Below are 20,534 nucleotides of genomic sequence, written 5' to 3' on the forward strand. Positions count from 1 at the left end.
GTCTGGAAGAAAGAAAAATACTGGGGTCAGAGTCACGACTCTGACCCCATTATCTTTATAAGGGTTATGCTTCGGTTTGTGGGGCTTGCTTTTTCAGTGTTTCTATCATGTACTCGCGCATTTTAAACTTCTGAAGCTTCCCTGTTACTGTCATGGGATACTCTTTCACTATGCTGATGTATTTGGGTACTTTAAAGTAAGCAAGCTTAGACTTCAGGAAGTCGCGTATCTGATCTTCGTCTATATGTCGATTTTCCTTTGCCTTAATCCATAGGCAGACTTGCTCGCCATATTTGTTGTCAGGAATACCAAAGACAGCGGCGTCTGACACGTCCTGATGTTGATATAGGACTTCTTCAATTTCTCTTGGATAAATGTTTTCGCCACCGCGAATAATCATGTCCTTTATTCTACCAACTATTGTGACGTAGCCTTCTTCATCCATTTCTCCGAGATCACCAGAATGGAGCCAACCTTCATCGTCTATGGTGGCTTTCGTCTTAACCTCATCACCCCAATAACCTTTCATTACACAGTAGCCTCTCGCGCAGATTTCGCCAGGTTCTCCAATAGGCACCGTATTGCCTTGGGGATCTATGATCTTCACTTCTGTATGGGGCATAGCGCGTCCTACTGTTTTGACCTGCTTTTCAAATGGCGAGTCAATGTCAGTAATATGATTGATAGGGCTACACTCTGTCTGACCATAACCTATGACGACTTCGGTCATATGAAATTCACTATGAACCTTTCGCATTAGCTCTTCTGGACAGGTACTACCTGCCATAACGCCGGTTCTTAGTGTTGATAGATCAAAGCTCTTGAAGTTGGATAGTTCGAGCTCGGCAATAAACATGGTTGGTACACCATGTAATCCCGTGCACTTTTCTTCTTCTACTGTACGGAGTGTTGTCTCAGGGTCGAATGACTCCCCGGGGAATACTGCGCATGCACCCGATGCTAAGCAAACTAGGTTGCCCAATACCATTCCAAAGCAGTGATAAAGCGGTACGGGAATACAAAGTTTGTCTTTGTGTGTGAACCTCATTGCTTGTGATACTAACAACCCGTTATTTAGAATGTTTCGGTGCGTTAACGTAGCGCCTTTCGGATTTCCCGTGGTGCCGGAGGTAAACTGGATATTGATGTTATCATCCGCGCTAAGGTTCGATTCAATGGCCTCCAACTGAGATTGAAGCGCTGCCGTTGGTTCTATTTGCAATGCAGCAAAAGCCTGCAATCCTTCTACAGGCTTATCGCCAATTGTGTATACATGCTTAAGAGAAGGTAACTTAGCAAGCGTTAGTGGGCGCTTTGGCGTGTTCTTATCTTGGCTGTCTATTTCTGGCGCAAGCTCTTTCAACATGGCGACGTAATTTGACTGCTTGAATGACTGCGCCATGACTAAGTATTTTACGGCAACGTTATTAATGGCAAACGCTAATTCATCAGGACGATAAGCAGGGTTCAGGCATACCATGATCGCCCCGATCCGCGCAGTGGCCATCTGTACGATCGACCATTCGATATTGTTCGGAGACCATATACCCACACGGTCTCCAGGTTCTACACCGTTTACAATTAAGCCGCAAGCAACACGCTCTACTTCATACCAATACTGCTGATAGGTCCAGCTAACGTTTTGATGTTTTACAATGATCGCAGGGTTATCGCCATAATTGTCGACAACATTTTTGAAATGCTGACCGATTGTGAGCGACGTCAGTTCAGCGTCATCAGAGCCAGTAAACTCACTTTTCTGAAGAGGGAGTAGTGAGTTTGGTGTAAATTTTGATTCCATCATATCTTGCCTCCATGCGCGTACGCATCTGATTTATATATAAATAATAGAGTTGGCTGTTTCGGGTTTTGGTACCGAATAACCAATGGCAACAATTGCAATAAATGCTGAATACGCAACGAATAAAACAAATAATTCAATCTTTATTAACAATATTGTTGCAAACGGGTTTTGTCGACAAGATGTTAGTCGTATATGGCGTTATTCAACGATGAATTTGTGTGACTCGTCGTACACGCTGAAAGGAGAGTAATAACTAAAAGTGACAATGTATTTGATGTCTAAATAAATTTGTCTCGACTTTAATGAAACAAAAAAGCCTCCGACGAAGGAGGCTTCTTAAAAATGTTTACTTTACGAGTGGTGAGCGTCTATTCAGACTCAATACCTTCGAAGTATGCACGATATTCCATACGGGTAACGTAAGAATCGCCATTTTCATCCATCATCTCAAAGTCACCTTCGACATGTGCAACCTTTAACTCCTCGGCTGTAAGCTTACCGTCGCTGTCTACATCGATTTCAGTAAACTTATTGTCGGCTGTAGCTGACATCTCGGTGCGAAGCTCCTTATTCTTCTCTGATATCATTTCACCGTCAGCTTTAGAGAATAATTCAGGATTGCCCTTTTCCGAGAGTAGAGCGTCATTGCTGCCTTCAGTTTTCACCTGAGTAATGATGTCGTCGCTAAACATAGAGGGTTTGTCATCAACAAACTTGTTGAATTCAACACGGCTAATCATGCTGTCACCATCGGTATCCATTTTTTCGAGAAGCTTACTGTCAATAACACCAGAAGACTCAGAACCGACGATATAGCCGTTTCCATCCTTATCCATTGCGTTAAATCCCATAGAGATCTTCTCTTCGTGGTGGCCTGCTACGGCTGAAGCAGATAATGTTGCAGCAATAACAGCACTGGTAATCATACTTAGTTTTGTGATCTTCATAATCAAATTCCTTCTGGCTTTTACAGTGAACTTGGGCGCTCAATTGCCCTAACCACTAGGTCCACAGACCTCAACACAGGTGCAGATTAGAAGTAAGTTTCAATCTGACACCGCTAATGACTTACGTAATTCATTATTCATTGAATGTGCCAAATGCATAACTAACTGATTTGATGAGGTAATAAAATTTTAAGGCGAGGATTTTAATGTTATTGCTATGTTAAATTGTCGCAGTGTTTGCAAGATCTTCATACGTCAAACTTAAGCTGATCTCAGATATAGATAGAACCCCATTAATGAGATTAAAACAGCGAGAGTTGATCGTTCGCTATTGTCTCGAAATGTAGGCCAATAAGAGGCAAGATACTATCGGCAATGGGCTGGATTTGCTTTTCAATATAGTGGTCATATTGAAGGGGGGCCGTGGCGGTTTCTACGGTTTGAGGGCCCTGTACTGTAATGAAATAGGCAATGGTCGTATTAAACTGATAGCGAAGTGGCAACCCCTGTTCTTTATAGTACTCGTCCGCTAATCGCGCTGCCTTTACGTGGGGAGGCAGCGACTTTGTATACGACGACAAAGGCTTTCGCAGCCGCTTTTTATAGATCAAAGCGTGGTCCATTTCACCGGACTTTATCGCTGCTATCGTGCTATTTATGTAGTCTTCAACAGGCTGTCCGGTGAACACTTTTTTGTACAGCTCGTACTGGAAGGTTTTAGCTAGTACCGTCCAATCAGAGCGGACATTTTCTAAGCCTTTAAAGACAAGTTCACCGCCCTTCATTCCTGCGTAACGTTTTTTGCTGCCTTCGGAAGAGCCTCGGATCGTCGGCATAAAAAACGTAGAAAAGTGAGATTCAAACTCAATTTCTAAGTGGCATTCAATGTCGAACTCACTTTTTAGTAACTCAGTCCACTTTCGATTAATAATGCTAGCTAGCTCAAGTCCAGTTTCTGACGGCGAACCCAGTGCATCATTCCCTTCTACATGAACAAATGTTGAGTCGGTATCACCGTAAATGACCGTATAGCCTAGTTCTTCAATCCAACCCGCAGTGGTTTGCATGATCTCATGACCCCGCAGCGTAATAGAGCTAGCCAGGCGAGGATCGTAGAAGGGACAGCCGCCACTACCAAGGACACCATAGAAGGAGTTCATTAATATTTTGATGGCCTGAGATCGCGGTGCGTCTTTCTGTTTTTTCGCCTCGTCGCGCTGAAGCCATAGGTTTTCAATGATGGAAGGCAGAAAATGAGACTCGCGGCTAAATACTGCACCTTTAAAACCTTCAATCGCCGTGTCGGGGGACTTAAGCCCTTCTGCAAGTCCCAATGGATCGATTTTAAATGTACGAATTATGGAAGGATACAAGCTCTTAAAATCGAGGACTAAAACATCTTTATATAAACCTGGCTGGGAACGCATGACATAACCACCAGGGCTAGCCAAGCCTCCATTTTCAGGTCTTACCCCCGCGACATAAGATTTGCGGTGCAGCTTAGGCAAGTACACATTTAAAAACGCAGCCACTGAGCCGCCGGGGCGGCTCATATCTAAGCCGGTAAGAATACTGCGCAGCGCCAGAAAATCGATAAATTGAGTTTTATCCTGAATGCGGTTGACCAGTTCCGTATCTTTAAAGTTATAGTTAGCGAGTGCAATAGGGTCGCTATGATAAAGACGCTTTATCGCTTCAAGCTTGTCTGCAGCCTGAATAAGCTTATTTTCGCCAAGCAGTTCTTCAGAAACGTGATCGAGTGAGAACGACTCGAATTGATAAGTCATTGTTTTTAGTGCTTCGATACCATCAATAACGCATCGTCCTGGCACATCAACAAGGGTTTGATCCTCCCACTGTCTTACAGAAGCCTCTCTGCCATGGCGGCCGATGGCATACTTTAGCGAGTTAGCCCTAGCGCGGCGTTCGAGTACCGCCATGTCGAACTGCTTAACGTTCCAGCCTAAAATAATATCTGGGTCGTAAGATGTCAGATACGAAAAAAATGCCTCTAGCAGCGCCTTTTCGGACTCAACGGTGATAAGTTCATATGCACTGCCTTTTTCTCCAGGCAATGATTGCCCAACAAAATGTGGTGGGCATAGTAGCAGCACAACGTTGAGTTCTTCACCGGCTAACGCAATGCTAAAGAGTTCTTCATTCTCATTGCATTCGATGTCTATGCTAAGTGATGTAAATGTGGTTCTGAATTGACAGGGTCTGATTTGCGCATTTTCTATAACGATTTGTGACGTATCGTCGAAATGTTGCGGGGCCAGGAATTCCACCGCGCCATACACAAAGCGCTCCATTAAGTAGCGATCGGCAACGCGAATATCGGCTTCGTACAATACAATACTGCTTTCCTGCGCATGCTGGCGAAGCTGATGCATGTGTGATTCGGTTGCGGTTTTTACTGTCGCAACAGGAACTTGTTCCAGCGTGTGAAACCCGTCATCTGAAATACTGATCTTTGCTGAAATACGCTCGGCTATATTGCGTAAATCATTGGCGTGATCAACAGATACAAAGCAAGTGGGGTATTGGGGTGAAGAAATTAACCTAGCGGTGCTACTGAGCGTTTTTACCCATAGCTCAACATACACCTTGCCTCGCCGGGTAAACGTACCTTTATTGAGTATGAACCCTTGTTGTATTGTTGAGGCTGACATGAATCTGATTTACTAACCGGCTTTGTTGACGTTAATTTCTTTAAATAGCCTCATGGGCGTGTACGTTTTATAAACTCGCATTACCATTATCTGTTCAATAACTGGCGCAAAGGTGCAATAAAACTGCGCTACCACTGTGCACGAGAAACGGCAGTAGGCGTAGTATAACGTTTGTTATCACCTACTCCTATAGATCTCTATTCGACAGATATGTTTGTTTTTGTATGCAGCGCGAGTTAAAACGAAAACGTACAGTCTTTGTGCGGGTTAGTTCATGCACGATAGAAAAGGTGAGGGCGATATGGAATATCTATTCGATAAACAGGTAGAGCCGGGCGAGCTAATAGAAGTGGCCGATGGTGTTCTTTGGCTAACAATGCCGCTTCCGTTTGAACTTGACCACATAAATTTGTATCTGATCCGCGGTGAAGGCGGTTGGGTGGTCATTGATACTGGCATAGGAACGTCCACCACCAAAGCGCTGTGGGAGCGTATATTCAAGCAATTAGACGGGCCAATAGTTGGTGTCATCGTTACGCACTTACATCCCGATCATGTGGGGTTAGCGGGCTGGATAGCCGACACGTATAACGTCCCCTTCTATATGTCTCAAACTGAGTATTTTACTGCCAGAGCGTTTGCGGCAGGAAGAAATGGCGCAACTAACGAACGGGATGTGCAATATTACCAGCGAGCAGGTTTAGACGAATCTATGATCGACAAGCTTACTTCTGGTGAAGGCAATGGCTACAGCAGCGTTGTTTCACCACTACCTATTAGCTACACTCGTCTAAAACATGGGATGACGCTATCGCTTGGCGATAACGAATGGCAGATTATCATTGGCCGCGGCCACTCTCCTGAGCATGCGTGCCTTTACAATAAGCAAAAAAATATTCTCATTTCGGGCGATCATATTTTGCCGATTATCACGCCAAACATTGGCGCCTACTCAACAGAGCCTGATGCCAACACCTTAGACGACTACCTCAGCACGCTGCCGCAATTTAAAAGCTTGCCGATAGATACGACAGTGTTACCCGCCCACAAGCTACCCTTTATCGGCCTGCATGAGCGAGTAGATTCGCTTATTGCTCATCATCACGAGCACCTAAAGGCTCTGTTAAATGCGTGCGAGCAACCTCAAACGGTCGCAGAGCTATTACCGGTTATGTTTAAGCGCAAGCTCTCGAGCCGAAACATGGTGTTTGCAGTGGCAGAGTGTTTGTCTCACCTTAATTACTTGCTTAACGAAGAGGCCATTTCGCGGACGTTAAACAGCAAGGGTGTATATACATTTAAAGCCTGTGAAGTAAAAAAGCTTGCCTGTTAGCTCAGTCAGAAGACATACAAGCAGAATAAGTATTATTAACGTCTCACTCTGAACTGAGTAACCGTTGCTAGGCCGTTTGAGGGTTTTCCGCTTCGTTCTTCTCACTACCTTCGTCAGTAGATGCCTCAGCCGTGGGCTGTTTAGGTATAGTAATTTCTACTACGGTCCCTTTTGCCTCTTTACTGCTAATCGATATTTTACCCTGATGTTGTTCTATAGCAGTGTAAGCCACAGAAAGGCCCAGCCCTTGACCTTGCCCTTCGGGTTTTGTAGTAAAGAAGGGTTCAAAGACTCGCTTTAGATTTTTTGTAGGAATACCGCAACCCGAGTCCAGTATTTTGATGGTCACTGTCTTAGGGGACTCAATAACTGTAAGCTTGATGAAGCCCTTTTCTTCTATAGCCTGCGCAGCATTTATCATGACATTCATTAGCGCCTGCTTCAACGGCCCGGGGTTCCCCATTACTTCCACTTTCTCCTGCTCACATTCAAACCTATACTTAGGCGCGCTGTACTGGGCGGAAATAAGCGTGATCAGCTGGTGACACACGGCGCAGATATCTACTATTTGCACGCCTTCGGTAGTCTCCAGCGAAAAGTTCTTAAGGTTTTCGACGATGTCTTTTACGCGGGTAAGACCGTCTGTAGACTCGGCAATTAGCTCAGTAATATCGTCCTTTAACAAGTCGTAGTGATTAGACTCAAACAGTGCGTCGATCTGTTCTTTGAGCTCGTCGGTGAAGTGTTCGAGTTGTCCTTGAACGCCATCACAAATTGCAATAAGGTGAGTTGCGTATTGCTCAAGTGTATTGAGGTTAGCGTTCACAAAACCAATAGGGTTATTAATTTCGTGGGCGATACCTGCCGCTAGCTGCCCGGTAGAGGCCATTTTCTCAGCTTGGATAAGCTGGCTTTGCGCAGTATCTAGCTTGCGAATAAGCTTTCTTTGCGCTTCGTGCTCTTTTTTTAGCGCTTCGGAAAGCTTTTGCTGTGCTCTGAAATAACTCGCTTGCGCGGTGACATCTTGAAGAAAGATGCACGCTAGCTTTTGCCCCGATTTTTTGTCTTTAATGGGCAAGATTTCCATATTCTGATACATCTGTGTTTCTTCACCGGTTATGGGGCGAGAGCTTTTAAAGGGGAAGATATGTGGTCGTTGCTCCCAATAGCTAAAACTTGGGTGCTGTAGGACAAATACTGATTTTAGCCTGCGTTTTAGAAACTTACCTTGTCCTTGAAATAACTCAACGACTGGCGTTTCTTTATAGCTGTCGCGCATACTGTGAGGAAGTCGATCTAAAAAGAAGTCATTCAGGTAAACGACGTTAAAATTCTCATCGACTATTCCAATTCCGACAGGTAATTTACCTACCAGCTGTTCAAACATTATGCGAGTAACTCATCCAATGTGTCTTTCATGCGTGCAAGAGATTCATCGTCTAAGCAGAAAACAACGCGCATGCTAAACGACGAGATCGCGATAATAAACTGCACTTCCATCACTAAGCTGTGCTGCCATTGCAACTCATCGAAGTTTGCTTTATCGGGCAAGAATAACGTGGGCATGTTCAAATTAGTGGTAAGTTCCAACTGGTCGGAAAGACCCGCTAAACATGCGCCCGCTAAGATATTGCAAAGCTCTAAAATAATTTCTTGAATGTCTTCCTTGCTCAGTGGTTCTTCATAGTCCATTAACGTAGCGACCTCACTTAAACCAGCTTGAGATAGCACAGACATAACTTCACCGTGTACATCCCCCAAAAAAGACTGACGAGTATAGAAAGCATCTTCAGTTTCAAACAGAAGGCTGTAAAGCTGAGTGGGGGTGACGGCTGAAATTTTAGGTATAGAAATATCGATTTTGGTTTCAATTAGTTGAGCAAGTGAGTTTGCAGCTTGCCCCATTGAAATGTTTAGCAGTTCTTGAAGGGCATCTCTTTGCTCTTCGTCCAGTGGTAGTACAATGCTCATAGATACCCCAGCTCAAACAACGCCATTGCCAACTCTTCTTTATCTAAAGGCTTACGAAGAAAGCGTTTGGCACCAAGCGACATAACAATTTTCTGTTTTTCAGGCTGAAAATCAGCACTTATTACTATCACGTTTGGCATGTTAGGTCTTGCACGTAAAAACTCTAGCACTCCAACACCATCTACCTCGGGCATGGTGAGGTCTAACAGAATAAGTCCAAATTCGATTTCGGAAAGTGAATTTATCGCTTCTTGTCCGTTTGTTGCCTCGGTTATATCGTACTCCAAGTCTTGAGGGAGCGAGCGAATGACGCTGCGCCTCGACAGCTTCGAATCATCAGCAACTAGTACAGAAAGTGACATTTACAGCCTCCTTGAGCGGCATTTACTGTTATGCCTTTTTAGTAAAGTATGTGCAACTTTTGCGTTACTGCAACAATACCTTCAAAAATTATTGTTGTAGTCATGCTCTACACTGCTTATTAGATGATTTCAGTATATGACAAAGGTGACTTTTGTGCGTATTAGACTTTTAGTTGAATTAACAGGTTGCAGGAGTACGAAGAAGATGGAGAAGACGAGTCGGCGTGTATCGATGCTGACACACGCCATTGATATTTAACTTTTTTGCATTGACTGCATTTTTTCTAATGCGGCGGGCATGGCATCAACATAACGTTTAACGTCAGCAATTTTGCCCATGCTCACTCGTGACCAATTATCGTAAGTACGATAAATACCTCGTATAAGAACGTCTTTTTCAGCCATAGCTTGACGGAAATATTCGGCGTTGCCGTCACCTAGATTCACAAAAATAAAGTTAGTACTTGAGGGGAGGGCTGTCAAACCATTCGCTTTAACGGCATCCATAACCATGGATTTTCCTTCGTAAATTTTTTCTTTTGAAAACGTTAAAAACGCATCGTCATTGTAGCTGGCAATTGCGGCCGCAAGGCCCGCTTGGTTTAATGTATAACCGCCCATACCGTAGCGATTAATCCACTCGGTATTTTCCTCTGACGCGATTAAGTAGCCTACTCGCATACCAGCCAATCCATAAATCTTTGAGAAGGTTCGGGCTACAATCACATTGTGACCGGCTTTAACAAGTGGAATCATGGAATGCTTAGGTGGCTCATCGATAAGTTCGTTATAGGCTTCATCAACTAAAACCAGTGTTTTCTTAGAAGCTTTTATACAGAATTCGCGAAGCTTGATTGGGTCGAGCACTTTTCCCGTTGGATTATTCGGATTACAGATATGTACCATGCCAATTGAATCATCAATAGCGGCATACATGGCGTCAAGGTCAATATCGAGATCTGCTGTATTGGCAACCCTTACTATTTCTGGTGCACCTTGTTTTTCTGGTGCTTTAGACGTGGTATCCCAAAAGAGGTCTGGCCCAAGAATTTTTCCGTTTTTGCTGGCTGCTAGGGCTGCATAGGAAAGAATGGGGCTTGAACCGGCGCTCAAAGAAATGTGCTTTCTAGTTATGCCATAGCGCTCTGCTATCATATCTAACAGTGTCATAGCGGCAGGGTAAGCGTAGTAGGCTCCACCTTGAGCCGATGCGATAGCAATCGCTTCCAAGGCTTTTGGACTGGGGCCGAAAGGGTTTTCATTAGCATTTAATTTCGCCACGCCCGGTTTGGGTCCATACGTGACCGACGCCGCTTCACTTGCGGCTGCACTGGTAGATTGAGCACTTACCAAGTTGGTGAAGCCTGTCGCACCTATCGCAGAAGCTGCAACCGAGCCACCTAAAAATAAACGTCTTGAACGGTTATAACTCACAGATATTCTCCTTTTTATTTTAAATGGCTTTATAGAACATTGCGCTAGAAACAATGACGAGATAAATGCCAAACAATCGTTTTAGCTTCTTTTCACTAAAGTTATGCGCCATCTTCGCTCCAATAGGTGCCGTAAAAATTGCCCCTATACTGATAGCAATAAGCGCTGGGATATTGATATACCCTATAGTGCCAACAGGTAGAGAGGCGGTGTCTGGGTGTTTCATAAATAGAAAACCGATGGCCCCAGGTAAGCCAATTAAGAAGCCCACACCTGCGGCAGTTGCCACGGCTTGTTGTATAGTGCGCTGACACATCACCATGGTGATAACCGTTGGAGTTCCGCCGCCTATTCCAAGCAGGGCTGAGAAACCACCCAGTACAAATGCTAAAACTGCTTTTCCTATGCCTTTAGGCATATTGAAAACAAGACCAGGGCGTACAACGAACTCTGGGAAAAGAAAATACACCGAGTAAAGCAGTACACCCGCAGCGAAAACTACGGTTAAGCCGTTTGCACTAGAGTTGTTAGCGATTAGCAGTCCTCCGCCAACGCCAAGAATAAGCCAAATACTCCAAGAACGGAGAATATCGAAATCTACGGCGCCTTTGGCGCGATGAGCCATAACGGAACGTGCACTGGAAACGACAATAGAGGCTAACGATGTGCCTATAGCAACTTTTACCAGCGCTTCAGAAGGAGGGGTAAAAAAAGGAAAAACAGCGAGTAGAGCAGGAACAACAACGAAACCTCCACCATTGCCGAACAGCCCTGCAGTGATACCAGCAATGGCGCCGGTGATACACAAGGTAACTACAAACCACAGTAGTTCTATTTCCATTGACTTTTTACTCCACACATTACAGCTTTGAACATTGAATGACCTTTAATTTTTTACTTATATACCGTTGTTAAAATAGGCAAACACCGGCCTAAGCCGGTGTGTGATAACCTCGATTAAAAGCGTGCGGCTAGGCGCGTGTAGTAATACCCACCTTGCCAGTCGACGATGGAACCAGAGTCGTAAACTTGGCCACAACAGGCGTCGCCGTTAGTGCTTACATCTGGATAGTTGTCGAAAAGATTCCTGATACCCACTGACAACGTGAGGTTTTCATTTATGAGATAGGAGCCTTCAATATCAAACATGAATTCGTCGCCGAAGGTTTGAATACTGTCTTCGTTTACAATTTCTCCGTCATCACTTCCCGCGTTTTCGTACTCGCCGTAATAGCTCAGACGAGCAACTGCAGACCATACGTCATAGCTATGTGTGACTGAAAACACCCCACGCATTTCAGGAGTACTATTTTCAAAATCGAATCGATCTTCAGGGTCAAAGAACGCGCTTGCATCAGAATCGAACTCTGTTTTGTTGTAGTTAACTGAACCGGTTAATACGGTGGAGCCGTACTTCGATTCCATTTGGTAAGTAGCGACTACGTCTAAACCCTCAGTAATCGTATCGAATGCGTTTTGAAAGAAGAAAACTCCACCAATTGATTCAGCACCAGAAACATTTGCTCCCGCAAGGGCTAGGTAATTCTGATAAGCATCGTAACCATTAGCATCTGGGTCGGTGACGACCGTAGTGGATACATCACGTGTGGATACAGAGTAGAGACGGTCCTCTAATTTAATATGGTAGTAATCTACGGTAAGCGTTGCGTCACCGTAGTTAGCCGTCATACCTAAGGTAAAGTTGGTCGACTTTTCAGGTGAAAGTTCATCAGCACCAAGAGCCTGCGCAACTTCTCCTCCTGCTGGGAATAAGCCTGTTGCTACTGGAAAACCATTAGGTAATCGTGTAGATACGTTAGTAGTACCCTGCTGACCTGGAGTGGGGGCGCGGAAGCCTGTACCAAATGAAGATCTAAAACCTACGTCGTCATTCAGCTGGTAGAATGCTGCTACTTTATAAACTACCTCAGAGCCAAAGTCTGAGTAGTCCTCATAGCGCAATGCTGCTTGTGCAAATAGCTCGTCAGTAATGTCACCCGAGATATCGGTGTATATCGCATAAGAGTCACGTTCATACGAGCCTGAGTAATCTGGTGAATAACCTGGGAAACCATTGGAGCCTACACCCACCACGGTATAAACAGCGTCTACACCTGCTATTCCGTCATCCTCAATACCGTCATCATCGCTATCATTGTCGGTAAAGTTGGCACAATTTAATGTTGAACCATTTGCGATAACGGCTAAACCTGCGGCGGTAGCAGCGGTTCCGTCACAGAACCCATATGGATCAGATGTGGCATAAGGCCCCGCAAAGTACGAGCTTACCTCACCTTCAGAAATTTCATAAGACTCATCTAAGTAACTTGCACCAAAAGCGAGAACGTAACCGCTCAGGTCGTAGGTGAAGTCAGCTTGTAATTGCGTTTCTTCGTTAGTCAGGTCGCCTGGCTCAAATGACGTAGGCGATTCATTACCAAGAGACGGGTTAATAGTATTCGATAACGTATAAGAAATTTCGTTATTCCCGTAGCGACCGCTGATATCGTAGGTAAGGTCGCCAGACATACCTTTTATGCCACCTACCAATGAGTAATCAGTGACATCTCCGAAGAAGCGTGGAGTGAAGCCACCCGGGAAAAATTCTGTCGGATTCCATATAGAGCCATCTTCAAGGCGAATGTCTTCAATAGTGCCGTTGCCCGGATAACGGTAATAGAAAGAGCCGTCACCCTCACTTTCTGAATAGTTACCAAAAGCGTAAAGTTCGGCTTCAGCACTAAGCGCGTATCCAGAGTTGAAAAAGACCCGTTTTCCGCTGGTATTAGGTTGACCCCAAGGTTGTACCACATCAGAACCGTGAACACTGTTGGCCATAGCAGTTGCATTTGCGATGTATTCGTCTGACTGCTCGTCTACGCAGAACCATGGTTCACAATATTGTTCGCCTCTGAACGTTGCTTCACTATCTGAATACTCGGCAGAAATGCTAAAGAAGCCATCATCGCCAAGGGCGAAGCCTTTATTTCCTGTAACGGTAACTTGGTCTCCATCACCCTCATAGTAAGTGCCATAGTCGATAGTGAAAGAGCCGCCTTCGGTATTTTTTTTAAGCTGGAAGTTGATTACACCTGCGATGGCGTCGGAGCCATACTGGGCTGCTGCACCGTCACGCAATACCTCTACACTTTGAATAGCTGCGGTAGGTATTGTGGCAATGTCTGGCCCTTGTGTGCCGGAACCACCGATTGAAACAAGTGCTGCTCTGTGACGACGTTTTGAGTTCACTAGAACCAAGGTTTTGTCTGTGGGCATACCTCGAAGCGTTGCGGGACGAATAAAGGTACCGCCGTCTGAAATAGGCTGTCTGCCAACAGAGTAGGAAGGTACAAGGGTCATTAACACATTGTTCATGTCGGTAAACGCTACGGCTTCTACGTCTTCTGCGGTTAGCACATCAACGGGAACAGGTGAGCTTGTTACTGAGCGCGGCGCCCCACGCGCGCCAACAACGGCTATACGTTCTAGGTCTTTTGCTTCTGTGGTTTCTTCACTAACTTCTTGTGCCTGCGCAAACATTGAGGTGGTGAAGAGAGTTAATCCGGTAAGTGCGTAACGTACTGCAGTGTGGAGTTTCTTTTGTTTCATTAGTGTTCCCAATCGTGCTTATTGCTACTTAATTTATGAATGCGCGTTGTTAGAACTTGCACTCTTTCTTGGCACGCACGAGCACCACTTTGATGCAGAGGCATCTTGTAATTGTTGTTGTGTAACTCGTGTACAGGAACTAGGCTAAAAACTCTTTGCCGCTGGTGGAAGAAAGAAGAATATTCAGGGGTATAAAAAAAATATTGAGCCATCTCGAAGCTCGCGATTTTCTTGGCATTAGACTTAAGTAGTATCTTATATGAGATTTTTTTAATTCAAGAACGGCCTTCATATTTTACATTTTCGCTGCATATAACCTAATGGAATGGCATATACCTTGCTGCCTTTATCAGAGATTCTTTCAACGGCAATTCAACGCGTTTCAAACTCAGCCATGTTCAAGAGGGGAACTAGTGCACTCTAAACAGCTACATTACTTCATTACTACGGTGCAAAAAGGCAGTATAGCTGCAGCGGCTCGCGCCCTGGATATTGCCCAACCTGCTATTAGTCAGCAACTAGCGAGTCTAGAACGGGAAGTAAAAGCGAGGCTGTTAGAAAGAAGCTTTTCAGGGGTTAGCTTAACACCCGCAGGGGAAGTATTTTATACGCACGCTGAAAAAATAATGGGTGAAATTGACAACGTAAAAACAGCGTTAGAGGCGTTTCATGTAGGGCAGCAAAGGGTGATAAAAATAGGCATGCTCCCCTCTATTGGAAACGTACTTTCACTGCCGCTATTAACTGAGATTACGAAGAATCATAAAAATTTAAAAGTAGAAATCAGCACTGGGCCTTCATACACAATCAACGATTGGCTCGATTCTAAGCAGGTGGATATTGCGTTGACTTACCAGCAGGCAGTAGACCCTAAATTCATGAGTGTGACGCCTTTAATTCAAGAAGAACTACACCTCGTTTTCTCCGCTTCTTCAGCCTACACCCAGTATGCCAAGCTTCGAGATAAAGCGATTATAAATTTTTGGGAGATTAGTGAGCTACCCCTTTTGTCACCTGGAAACAAAGATGCACTAGGTCAGCTTATTGCCGATTATGAGAGGGCTACGGGAGTGAGTTTGAAACATGATCTCGCTTACTCAGGGCAGCTTATGACAGGGTTAAGGCAGGTAATGCAAGGTGAGGGCGTGATGATCTTACCTACCTCGGCTATTTTCCATTTAAGAGAGTCAGGGCTGGTATCGACACTCAAAATTACTCAGCCTGAAATGCATAGAACCGTGCTGGCGGCGACAAACAAACAAAGAAAGTCTGCGCTCGACTATGGAAGCATTATCGATATTATTCGGAAAGTCGTAGCGAAAGAGAACGCACTAAACCATTGGTGTGGCACGCTGGAATTTGCGGCCTCTGCGTTTGCCGTGAAATCGGCATAATACAACACTTTCGAACTTGCAACGTTACAGAACACAGACAGATTTACGATTCAGGCAAGACAATATCCACTAACACCGGTAAGTGATCAGAATACACCCTAGTTTTTGCATTTTTAAGCTTTCTGCACGACTTCACTTCGATATCCTCTGTTACCCATACTCGGTCCAAAGAAAAAACCGGAAATTGACTGGGGAACGTAGCGCCGATTTTTTGCTGAGATAGCAACTGATTTAATCCTTTAAATGCCTTAGAAAAAAACTGCCACTCGTTAAAATCACCGGCTAGAAATAACGGTTTTTTTCTTTCTTCCAAAAGGTGTGAAAGGTGTTCGTGAAGCATGGAGAACTGCGAACGACGCTCAAGCTTTTTCAGGCCTTTATGGGTATTTACCACTGTGAGTGGCGTTTTTTCAGTCTTCAATTCGACAATTTGCACGTTCCTTGGCTGTCGCCCTTTCTGACTTACATCCACAGTATCGTGTTTCAACACGTCAAATCGCGTCAATATGGCATTTCCATACCAACCATTCGATTCTCTTATGGCAGGCGAGGGGATCAGTTTGAACGTATTGTTTGCACATATGTCTTCAATATCCTGAGCGGTGTCACGTTCAACGGGCCGTGTATCCATCTCTTGAAGTAGTACGATATCAGCGCCGCTGTTTGCCAGAAACTGCCCTATGCGTTTGTAGTCATGCCGCTTATCTCTACCCACGCCACTATGAATATTGTAGGTCACTATGCGGCACATTTTTCGCCCTCATCTTTCCTACTGTTACTCGTTTGTGCCGCGTCACCAGTTGACTCCTTTCTAGCTTGATAATAGCGTGCAAATTTTTGTGAACCCCATATCATGAGGCCCCACATAATGATTCCGCCCACAAGGTAGCTAATAGTCTCCACAGAAGGGTTCTGCCAAATTTGAGCAATTGAGTCGCCAACAAGGCCTTTCGCAATCATAGGCGGGAACATTCCCAAAAATGTACCGACTAAAAACTGGAAAATGCCGATAGATGAAATGCCCGCAACCAAATTCACCAGGCTAAAGGGGGCAATAGGCAACATGCGAATTGCCGCCACACCAACTATGCCACTACGTTTCAATTTTTCATCAACTGCTGCAACCTTTGGCCCACCAATTTTTCGAAGGCCGACATTACCCGATAGCTTTCCGAGACCAAACATAATCGCTGAGCTCATTAGTGCGCCCATTATGCCGTAAATAGGCCCCCATATTGGACCGAAAATAGCGGCTACTGCCAGAGAGAGTACAGTCACAGGGAAGAATAGAACGCCGCCAACTACATAGACGAGCAAAACTGTTGGAAGAGCAAAATAAGTGCCCCTGCTTTTCTCCAAAAAGGCATTGATACTGTCTGAGCTCAACCATGGGATTGATTGGCTAGCCCAAAACATCAACCCACCAAGTACCGCAATAATAGCAACACCAATTAAAATCATTATGCTGCGACGCTTAGGGTTGCGCGCGGGTAGCGCGTCACCGTCAAGTGTGGGTACTGAAATAAGTGGTTCTTCTGGGTCTGATAGTGCGCGAAATACATTTTTCACCGAGTGCTCTGTGAATACTTCATCACGGACCTCAGTAAGCACATAGCCGTGTGCGATCTGACCCTGCATCAATGCTTCAACAGGATATTGGCTGTTAAATATTTCCGGCATTGCATCTATATCACGACCTGTATGCTCAGCAAGTAAGTCATTTCTTACTTGTTCTATACATGCTCGATTGTCGTTGCTATTGCCGAATATAACCGTATCAATCTCTGTATCTAATGTCATTGAACGATTACTTAGGTTTGAAGAGCCGATAACAAGGTACTTGTTATCTATTGTCATCACCTTAGAGTGAATGCGTTTGTACGCCTTGCGACCTTGCATATCTTCGATTGAAGAATAAGTCAGTTTGACTCGATTGGGGTCGATCCCTTTTTCCAAAATTGCTTTAAATTCGATTCGACTTGCCCAAAAGGCTTCACATTCAAACTTACCTTTTGGCTCGTAAGAGCTCACAATGATGACCGAAAGATTTGGCTTTAACTTTAGTTGCTTGTTAAGAGCCTCAGCAATTTCTTGACGGGTCGTGAATTGGTTTTCGATGTATATAACCGACTCTGCTTCACCGATCAGGTCAAGCAGCATATGGCGAACTTCTTGAGCCGGCTCTACTTCATCCATAAACGGGATGGTGCGGGCAAGGGCGCACTCTACGTTTTCAAAAAGAGGGGGGAAGTCTTCAGGCCATACATCCGGCAGAGGGGCATTTTCGTCAATACGTGCCTCTTCACGCATGTCGATAGGAGATTCTTCAGCCACGCGCTGCCATCTCCATCTAACAAGCTGCGCAAAATCGGCAACGACGGGACCGCTCGAAACCATTTGTACATCGTGTAACGGACCATACTCACCGTCAGGACCATCTCTTTCTTCGGAAACCACTGGATGGTCTCGGGTATCCCAACGATTGGTCGACACATCCATGCCGCCTGAAAAAACAAGTTCGTCGTCAACAACCACGATTTTTTGATGCTGACTTCCGCCCATAGGAATAGTATCGTCGAGCTCCGTTTGAACATTATCTGGCGTTTTCTCTTCCCATACTTCTTTAGCCCACATCTCACGTTGCGCAAAAAAGGCTAATGACGAGTCCCATCGCAATAGGTAGATTTTAATATCGGGGTTTTGCTCAGCTTTCCATTTAAGCAAGTCGCTAATAACACTAGGCGCTTCGCTAGAGGCTTCATCGTCACCTCGTAACAGGCGAATACGACTATCAATATCCCAACCCACAATAAAAATACTGTGCTTCGCTTTGACTATCGAGCTGTGTAGCGCTTTGTAATAGTTCCCGCAATCTATTAGAGGCGTGGAAAAACGCGCTTTGCTCTCTACCCAACAGTTTTGACCTGGTTGAAAAACACTCTTACCTGATTGCATGGTTCATTACCTATTTTTACCGATCTACATATCTATTTATCTATTTATCTATGGGACATTGCAGAATTCATACCTTATTAATCAGTGGGGATAGGAATGTTAAGTATATGATTTAATTTATTTGTTTAGCTTTTATCAACTTTTTGAAAGCGAGTTTCAGTTAAATCTGTGTAATTTTTTCACAACAAGGCGAGATTAATGCTCAGAACTGGAAAAAGGTTTGAACATCTTCTATATAGCTTTAGGGTTATACAAAAGGATAAGTTAATGAGGTTTTTTCCCAAAGAAGACGCGTCGAAGCAGGCACTAGAGCAGTCGATACTCGCGGTCGTGACGATTGATGAGAAAAATAACATCACGTTTTATAACGGCGCAGCTCAAAATTTATGGGGTTACACGCCTAGCGAGGTATTGGGAAAAAATATAAAAATATTGGTACCACAAGAGCATAAAGCGAATCACGATAGCTATGTCAATTCACACAGACAAACCAATATTAATAAGATTGTTGGAAGCTCACGAGAGGTTGAACTGGAAACCAAAAGCGGTGAGCGTATTTGGGTGCAGTTGGCCCTGTCACAAGTTATTGTCCAAGGCAAAAAGCATTACACTGCGTTTGTTCGTGATGTTACAGAAGAGCGTGAATCTAGAGAAATTGTGGAGCAAACCCTGGAGCAAGCACTAGATGCGGTGGTGTGTATAGACGAGAACAACAATGTCACCTTATTCAATGCATCTGCTGAAAAGTTGTGGGGGTACGCGCGAGAAGAAGTTATCGGACAAAATGTGAAGATGCTTGTTCCCCAAGAGATTCAAGCAAACCACGACAATTACGTGAACGCGAATAGAGAAACGGGTCAAGATAAGATAGTCGGCACGAGCCGCGAAGTAAAAGTAGAGAGAAAAGACGGAAAAAGCTTGTGGGGAAGGCTTTCGTTGTCGAAGGTAAGACTCGCTGATAGAACGCTTTATACGGCCTTCATAAAAGATGTTACCGAAGAGGTTGAACAGCGAGAGATGCAGAGAATGCTTTCTCTTGTTGCTAACGAGACGGATAACGCAGTTATTATTTCCGACGCCAACGGACTAATAGAATATGTGAACAATGGATTTTACCGGCTCACTGGCTGGCAGCTTGAAGAAGTCAAAGGCAAAAAGCCGGGCTCATTCTTACAAGGCGAAGAGACTGATCAGCGGACCGTTGGCGTAATACGACAAAAACTTAAAAACCGCGAAGCCTTTTACGATGAGATCCTTAATTACAAAAAGAATGGTGCGCCTTACTGGACGTCACTATCGATAAACCCCGTCTTCAAAGAGGGAAATTTAGTCAATTTCATTGCCGTTCAGGCTGATATCACCCGAGTAAAACAAATGGCACTCGACTTTACTAACAAGTTGAAGGCAATCGGAAGTGCGTTGGTACTACTTGAAATCGAACCTAGCGGCAAAATTATTGAGGCCAACAAACTACTTCGTGAAACATTAAAAGGCGTGATGAGTACAGAAACATTTGCTAGCGAAGTTATGGGAACTCTCACTAAAGAGGATAAATCAAAATTAGAGAAATCTGGATTCGTTTCAAAAATTGCTGAGTTTGATATTGGGGGTAATTACTTGGCGTTTGACGCGCGAATAAGTGCACTTAAAAATTTCAATGGGCAAGTAACGCGGTACGTGTTCTTTGCTATCAACGTTACGTCGAGAAAGCAAGCGGTGAATGATACACAAGACGCCATGAAAGAACTTTTAGTGACCAGCCAAACTATTAGTAACATTGTTGGCACAATTAACTCAATTTCTGAACAGACTAATTTGTTAGCGCTGAACGCTGCCATTGAAGCGGCCAGAGCGGGAGAAATGGGGCGAGGGTTTGCTGTCGTTGCTGATGAAGTAAGAACGCTGGCAGGTAACTCACAATCATCGTCAAATGAAATTGATAACCTTGTTAAGACAACGGTATCAAAAATAGAAGAGTTAGCCCAACTTATTCAGCGTATAGATGGTTAACACAAAAAAGCCTTCGTTAAATGACGAAGGCTTTCACAGATTA

At 44.4% G+C, this 20,534-nt stretch carries 14 protein-coding genes; 3 read left to right on the top strand and 11 right to left on the bottom strand.

Annotated elements, in window-relative coordinates:
- Positions 1-64 precede the first annotated feature (64 nt).
- From AC27KT_RS09900 to AC27KT_RS09910, 3 genes are all read right to left on the bottom strand, one after another.
- Positions 65-1,804 (bottom strand): AMP-binding protein, encoded by a 1,740-nt coding sequence (locus tag AC27KT_RS09900; protein ID WP_487129520.1) that lies wholly within the window; start codon positions 1,802-1,804, stop codon positions 65-67.
- Positions 1,805-2,172: 368 nt separating this feature from the next.
- Positions 2,173-2,751, bottom strand: coding sequence for an EF-hand domain-containing protein (locus tag AC27KT_RS09905; RefSeq protein WP_487129522.1), 579 nt, complete (start codon positions 2,749-2,751; stop codon positions 2,173-2,175).
- A gap of 302 nt (positions 2,752-3,053) precedes the next feature.
- Complete coding sequence (locus tag AC27KT_RS09910; RefSeq protein WP_487129524.1) at positions 3,054-5,423, bottom strand: DNA polymerase II; 2,370 nt, start codon at positions 5,421-5,423, stop codon at positions 3,054-3,056.
- A gap of 301 nt (positions 5,424-5,724) precedes the next feature.
- On the opposite strand from AC27KT_RS09910, the gene AC27KT_RS09915 reads away from it, so the two are divergent.
- The gene (locus tag AC27KT_RS09915; protein WP_487129898.1) at positions 5,725-6,756 is read left to right on the top strand and encodes an MBL fold metallo-hydrolase; all 1,032 of its coding nucleotides are present in this window, start codon (positions 5,725-5,727) and stop codon (positions 6,754-6,756) included.
- 67 nt (positions 6,757-6,823) lie between these two features.
- On the opposite strand, the gene AC27KT_RS09920 is transcribed toward AC27KT_RS09915, so the two are convergent.
- The 6 genes from AC27KT_RS09920 to AC27KT_RS09945 form a co-directional block, all read right to left on the bottom strand.
- Positions 6,824-8,143, bottom strand: coding sequence for a sensor histidine kinase (locus AC27KT_RS09920; RefSeq protein ID WP_487129526.1), 1,320 nt, complete (start codon positions 8,141-8,143; stop codon positions 6,824-6,826).
- Complete coding sequence (locus AC27KT_RS09925; RefSeq protein WP_487129528.1) at positions 8,143-8,727, bottom strand: chemotaxis protein CheX; 585 nt, start codon at positions 8,725-8,727, stop codon at positions 8,143-8,145. The genes AC27KT_RS09920 and AC27KT_RS09925 overlap by 1 nt, the downstream gene beginning before the upstream one ends.
- A complete protein-coding gene (locus tag AC27KT_RS09930) occupies positions 8,724-9,089 on the bottom strand; it encodes a response regulator (RefSeq protein WP_487129530.1) in 366 nt (121 codons plus the stop codon). Before AC27KT_RS09930 ends, AC27KT_RS09925 begins: the two co-directional genes overlap by 4 nt.
- Positions 9,090-9,344: 255 nt before the next feature.
- Complete coding sequence (locus AC27KT_RS09935) at positions 9,345-10,523, bottom strand: pyridoxal phosphate-dependent aminotransferase (RefSeq protein WP_487129532.1); 1,179 nt, start codon at positions 10,521-10,523, stop codon at positions 9,345-9,347.
- Positions 10,524-10,542: 19 nt separating this feature from the next.
- The gene (locus tag AC27KT_RS09940) at positions 10,543-11,364 is read right to left on the bottom strand and encodes a sulfite exporter TauE/SafE family protein (protein WP_487129534.1); all 822 of its coding nucleotides are present in this window, start codon (positions 11,362-11,364) and stop codon (positions 10,543-10,545) included.
- 116 nt (positions 11,365-11,480) lie between these two features.
- Positions 11,481-14,132 (bottom strand): TonB-dependent receptor plug domain-containing protein, encoded by a 2,652-nt coding sequence (locus tag AC27KT_RS09945; protein WP_487129536.1) that lies wholly within the window; start codon positions 14,130-14,132, stop codon positions 11,481-11,483.
- Positions 14,133-14,545: 413 nt separating this feature from the next.
- Between AC27KT_RS09945 and AC27KT_RS09950 the strand changes: the two genes are divergently transcribed.
- Entirely contained in the window at positions 14,546-15,526 is a 981-nt protein-coding gene (locus tag AC27KT_RS09950; protein WP_487129538.1) for a LysR family transcriptional regulator, read from the top strand.
- A gap of 43 nt (positions 15,527-15,569) precedes the next feature.
- Here AC27KT_RS09950 and AC27KT_RS09955 read toward each other — a convergent pair whose 3' ends face one another.
- Together AC27KT_RS09955 and AC27KT_RS09960 are read right to left on the bottom strand one after the other, a co-directional pair.
- Positions 15,570-16,277 (bottom strand): endonuclease/exonuclease/phosphatase family protein, encoded by a 708-nt coding sequence (locus tag AC27KT_RS09955; RefSeq protein ID WP_487129540.1) that lies wholly within the window; start codon positions 16,275-16,277, stop codon positions 15,570-15,572.
- A complete protein-coding gene (locus AC27KT_RS09960) occupies positions 16,265-18,481 on the bottom strand; it encodes a VTT domain-containing protein (RefSeq protein ID WP_487129542.1) in 2,217 nt (738 codons plus the stop codon). The genes AC27KT_RS09955 and AC27KT_RS09960 overlap by 13 nt, the downstream gene beginning before the upstream one ends.
- 267 nt (positions 18,482-18,748) lie before the next feature.
- On the opposite strand from AC27KT_RS09960, the gene AC27KT_RS09965 reads away from it, so the two are divergent.
- Positions 18,749-20,491 carry a PAS domain S-box protein gene (locus tag AC27KT_RS09965; protein WP_487129544.1) on the top strand — a complete coding sequence of 581 codons (1,743 nt, stop codon included), beginning with the start codon at positions 18,749-18,751 and terminating at the stop codon, positions 20,489-20,491.
- Positions 20,492-20,534 lie beyond the last annotated feature (43 nt).

Source organism: Alteromonas sp. 5NW40-0090, from assembly GCF_057552975.1.

Bases quoted from the DNA above. Each gene is read 5' to 3' on its own strand.
- AC27KT_RS09925 (WP_487129528.1), bottom strand. From the start codon at position 8,727: ATGAGCATTGTACTACCACTGGACGAAGAGCAAAGAGATGCCCTTCAA.
- AC27KT_RS09930 (WP_487129530.1), bottom strand. From the start codon at position 9,089: ATGTCACTTTCTGTACTAGTTGCTGATGATTCGAAGCTGTCGAGGCGC.
- AC27KT_RS09945 (WP_487129536.1), bottom strand. From the start codon at position 14,132: ATGAAACAAAAGAAACTCCACACTGCAGTACGTTACGCACTTACCGGA.
- AC27KT_RS09910 (WP_487129524.1), bottom strand. From the start codon at position 5,423: ATGTCAGCCTCAACAATACAACAAGGGTTCATACTCAATAAAGGTACG.
- AC27KT_RS09920 (WP_487129526.1), bottom strand. From the start codon at position 8,143: ATGTTTGAACAGCTGGTAGGTAAATTACCTGTCGGAATTGGAATAGTC.
- AC27KT_RS09960 (WP_487129542.1), bottom strand. From the start codon at position 18,481: ATGCAATCAGGTAAGAGTGTTTTTCAACCAGGTCAAAACTGTTGGGTA.
- AC27KT_RS09955 (WP_487129540.1), bottom strand. From the start codon at position 16,277: ATGTGCCGCATAGTGACCTACAATATTCATAGTGGCGTGGGTAGAGAT.
- AC27KT_RS09965 (WP_487129544.1), top strand. From the start codon at position 18,749: ATGAGGTTTTTTCCCAAAGAAGACGCGTCGAAGCAGGCACTAGAGCAG.
- AC27KT_RS09915 (WP_487129898.1), top strand. From the start codon at position 5,725: ATGGAATATCTATTCGATAAACAGGTAGAGCCGGGCGAGCTAATAGAA.
- AC27KT_RS09905 (WP_487129522.1), bottom strand. From the start codon at position 2,751: ATGAAGATCACAAAACTAAGTATGATTACCAGTGCTGTTATTGCTGCA.
- AC27KT_RS09900 (WP_487129520.1), bottom strand. From the start codon at position 1,804: ATGATGGAATCAAAATTTACACCAAACTCACTACTCCCTCTTCAGAAA.
- AC27KT_RS09940 (WP_487129534.1), bottom strand. From the start codon at position 11,364: ATGGAAATAGAACTACTGTGGTTTGTAGTTACCTTGTGTATCACCGGC.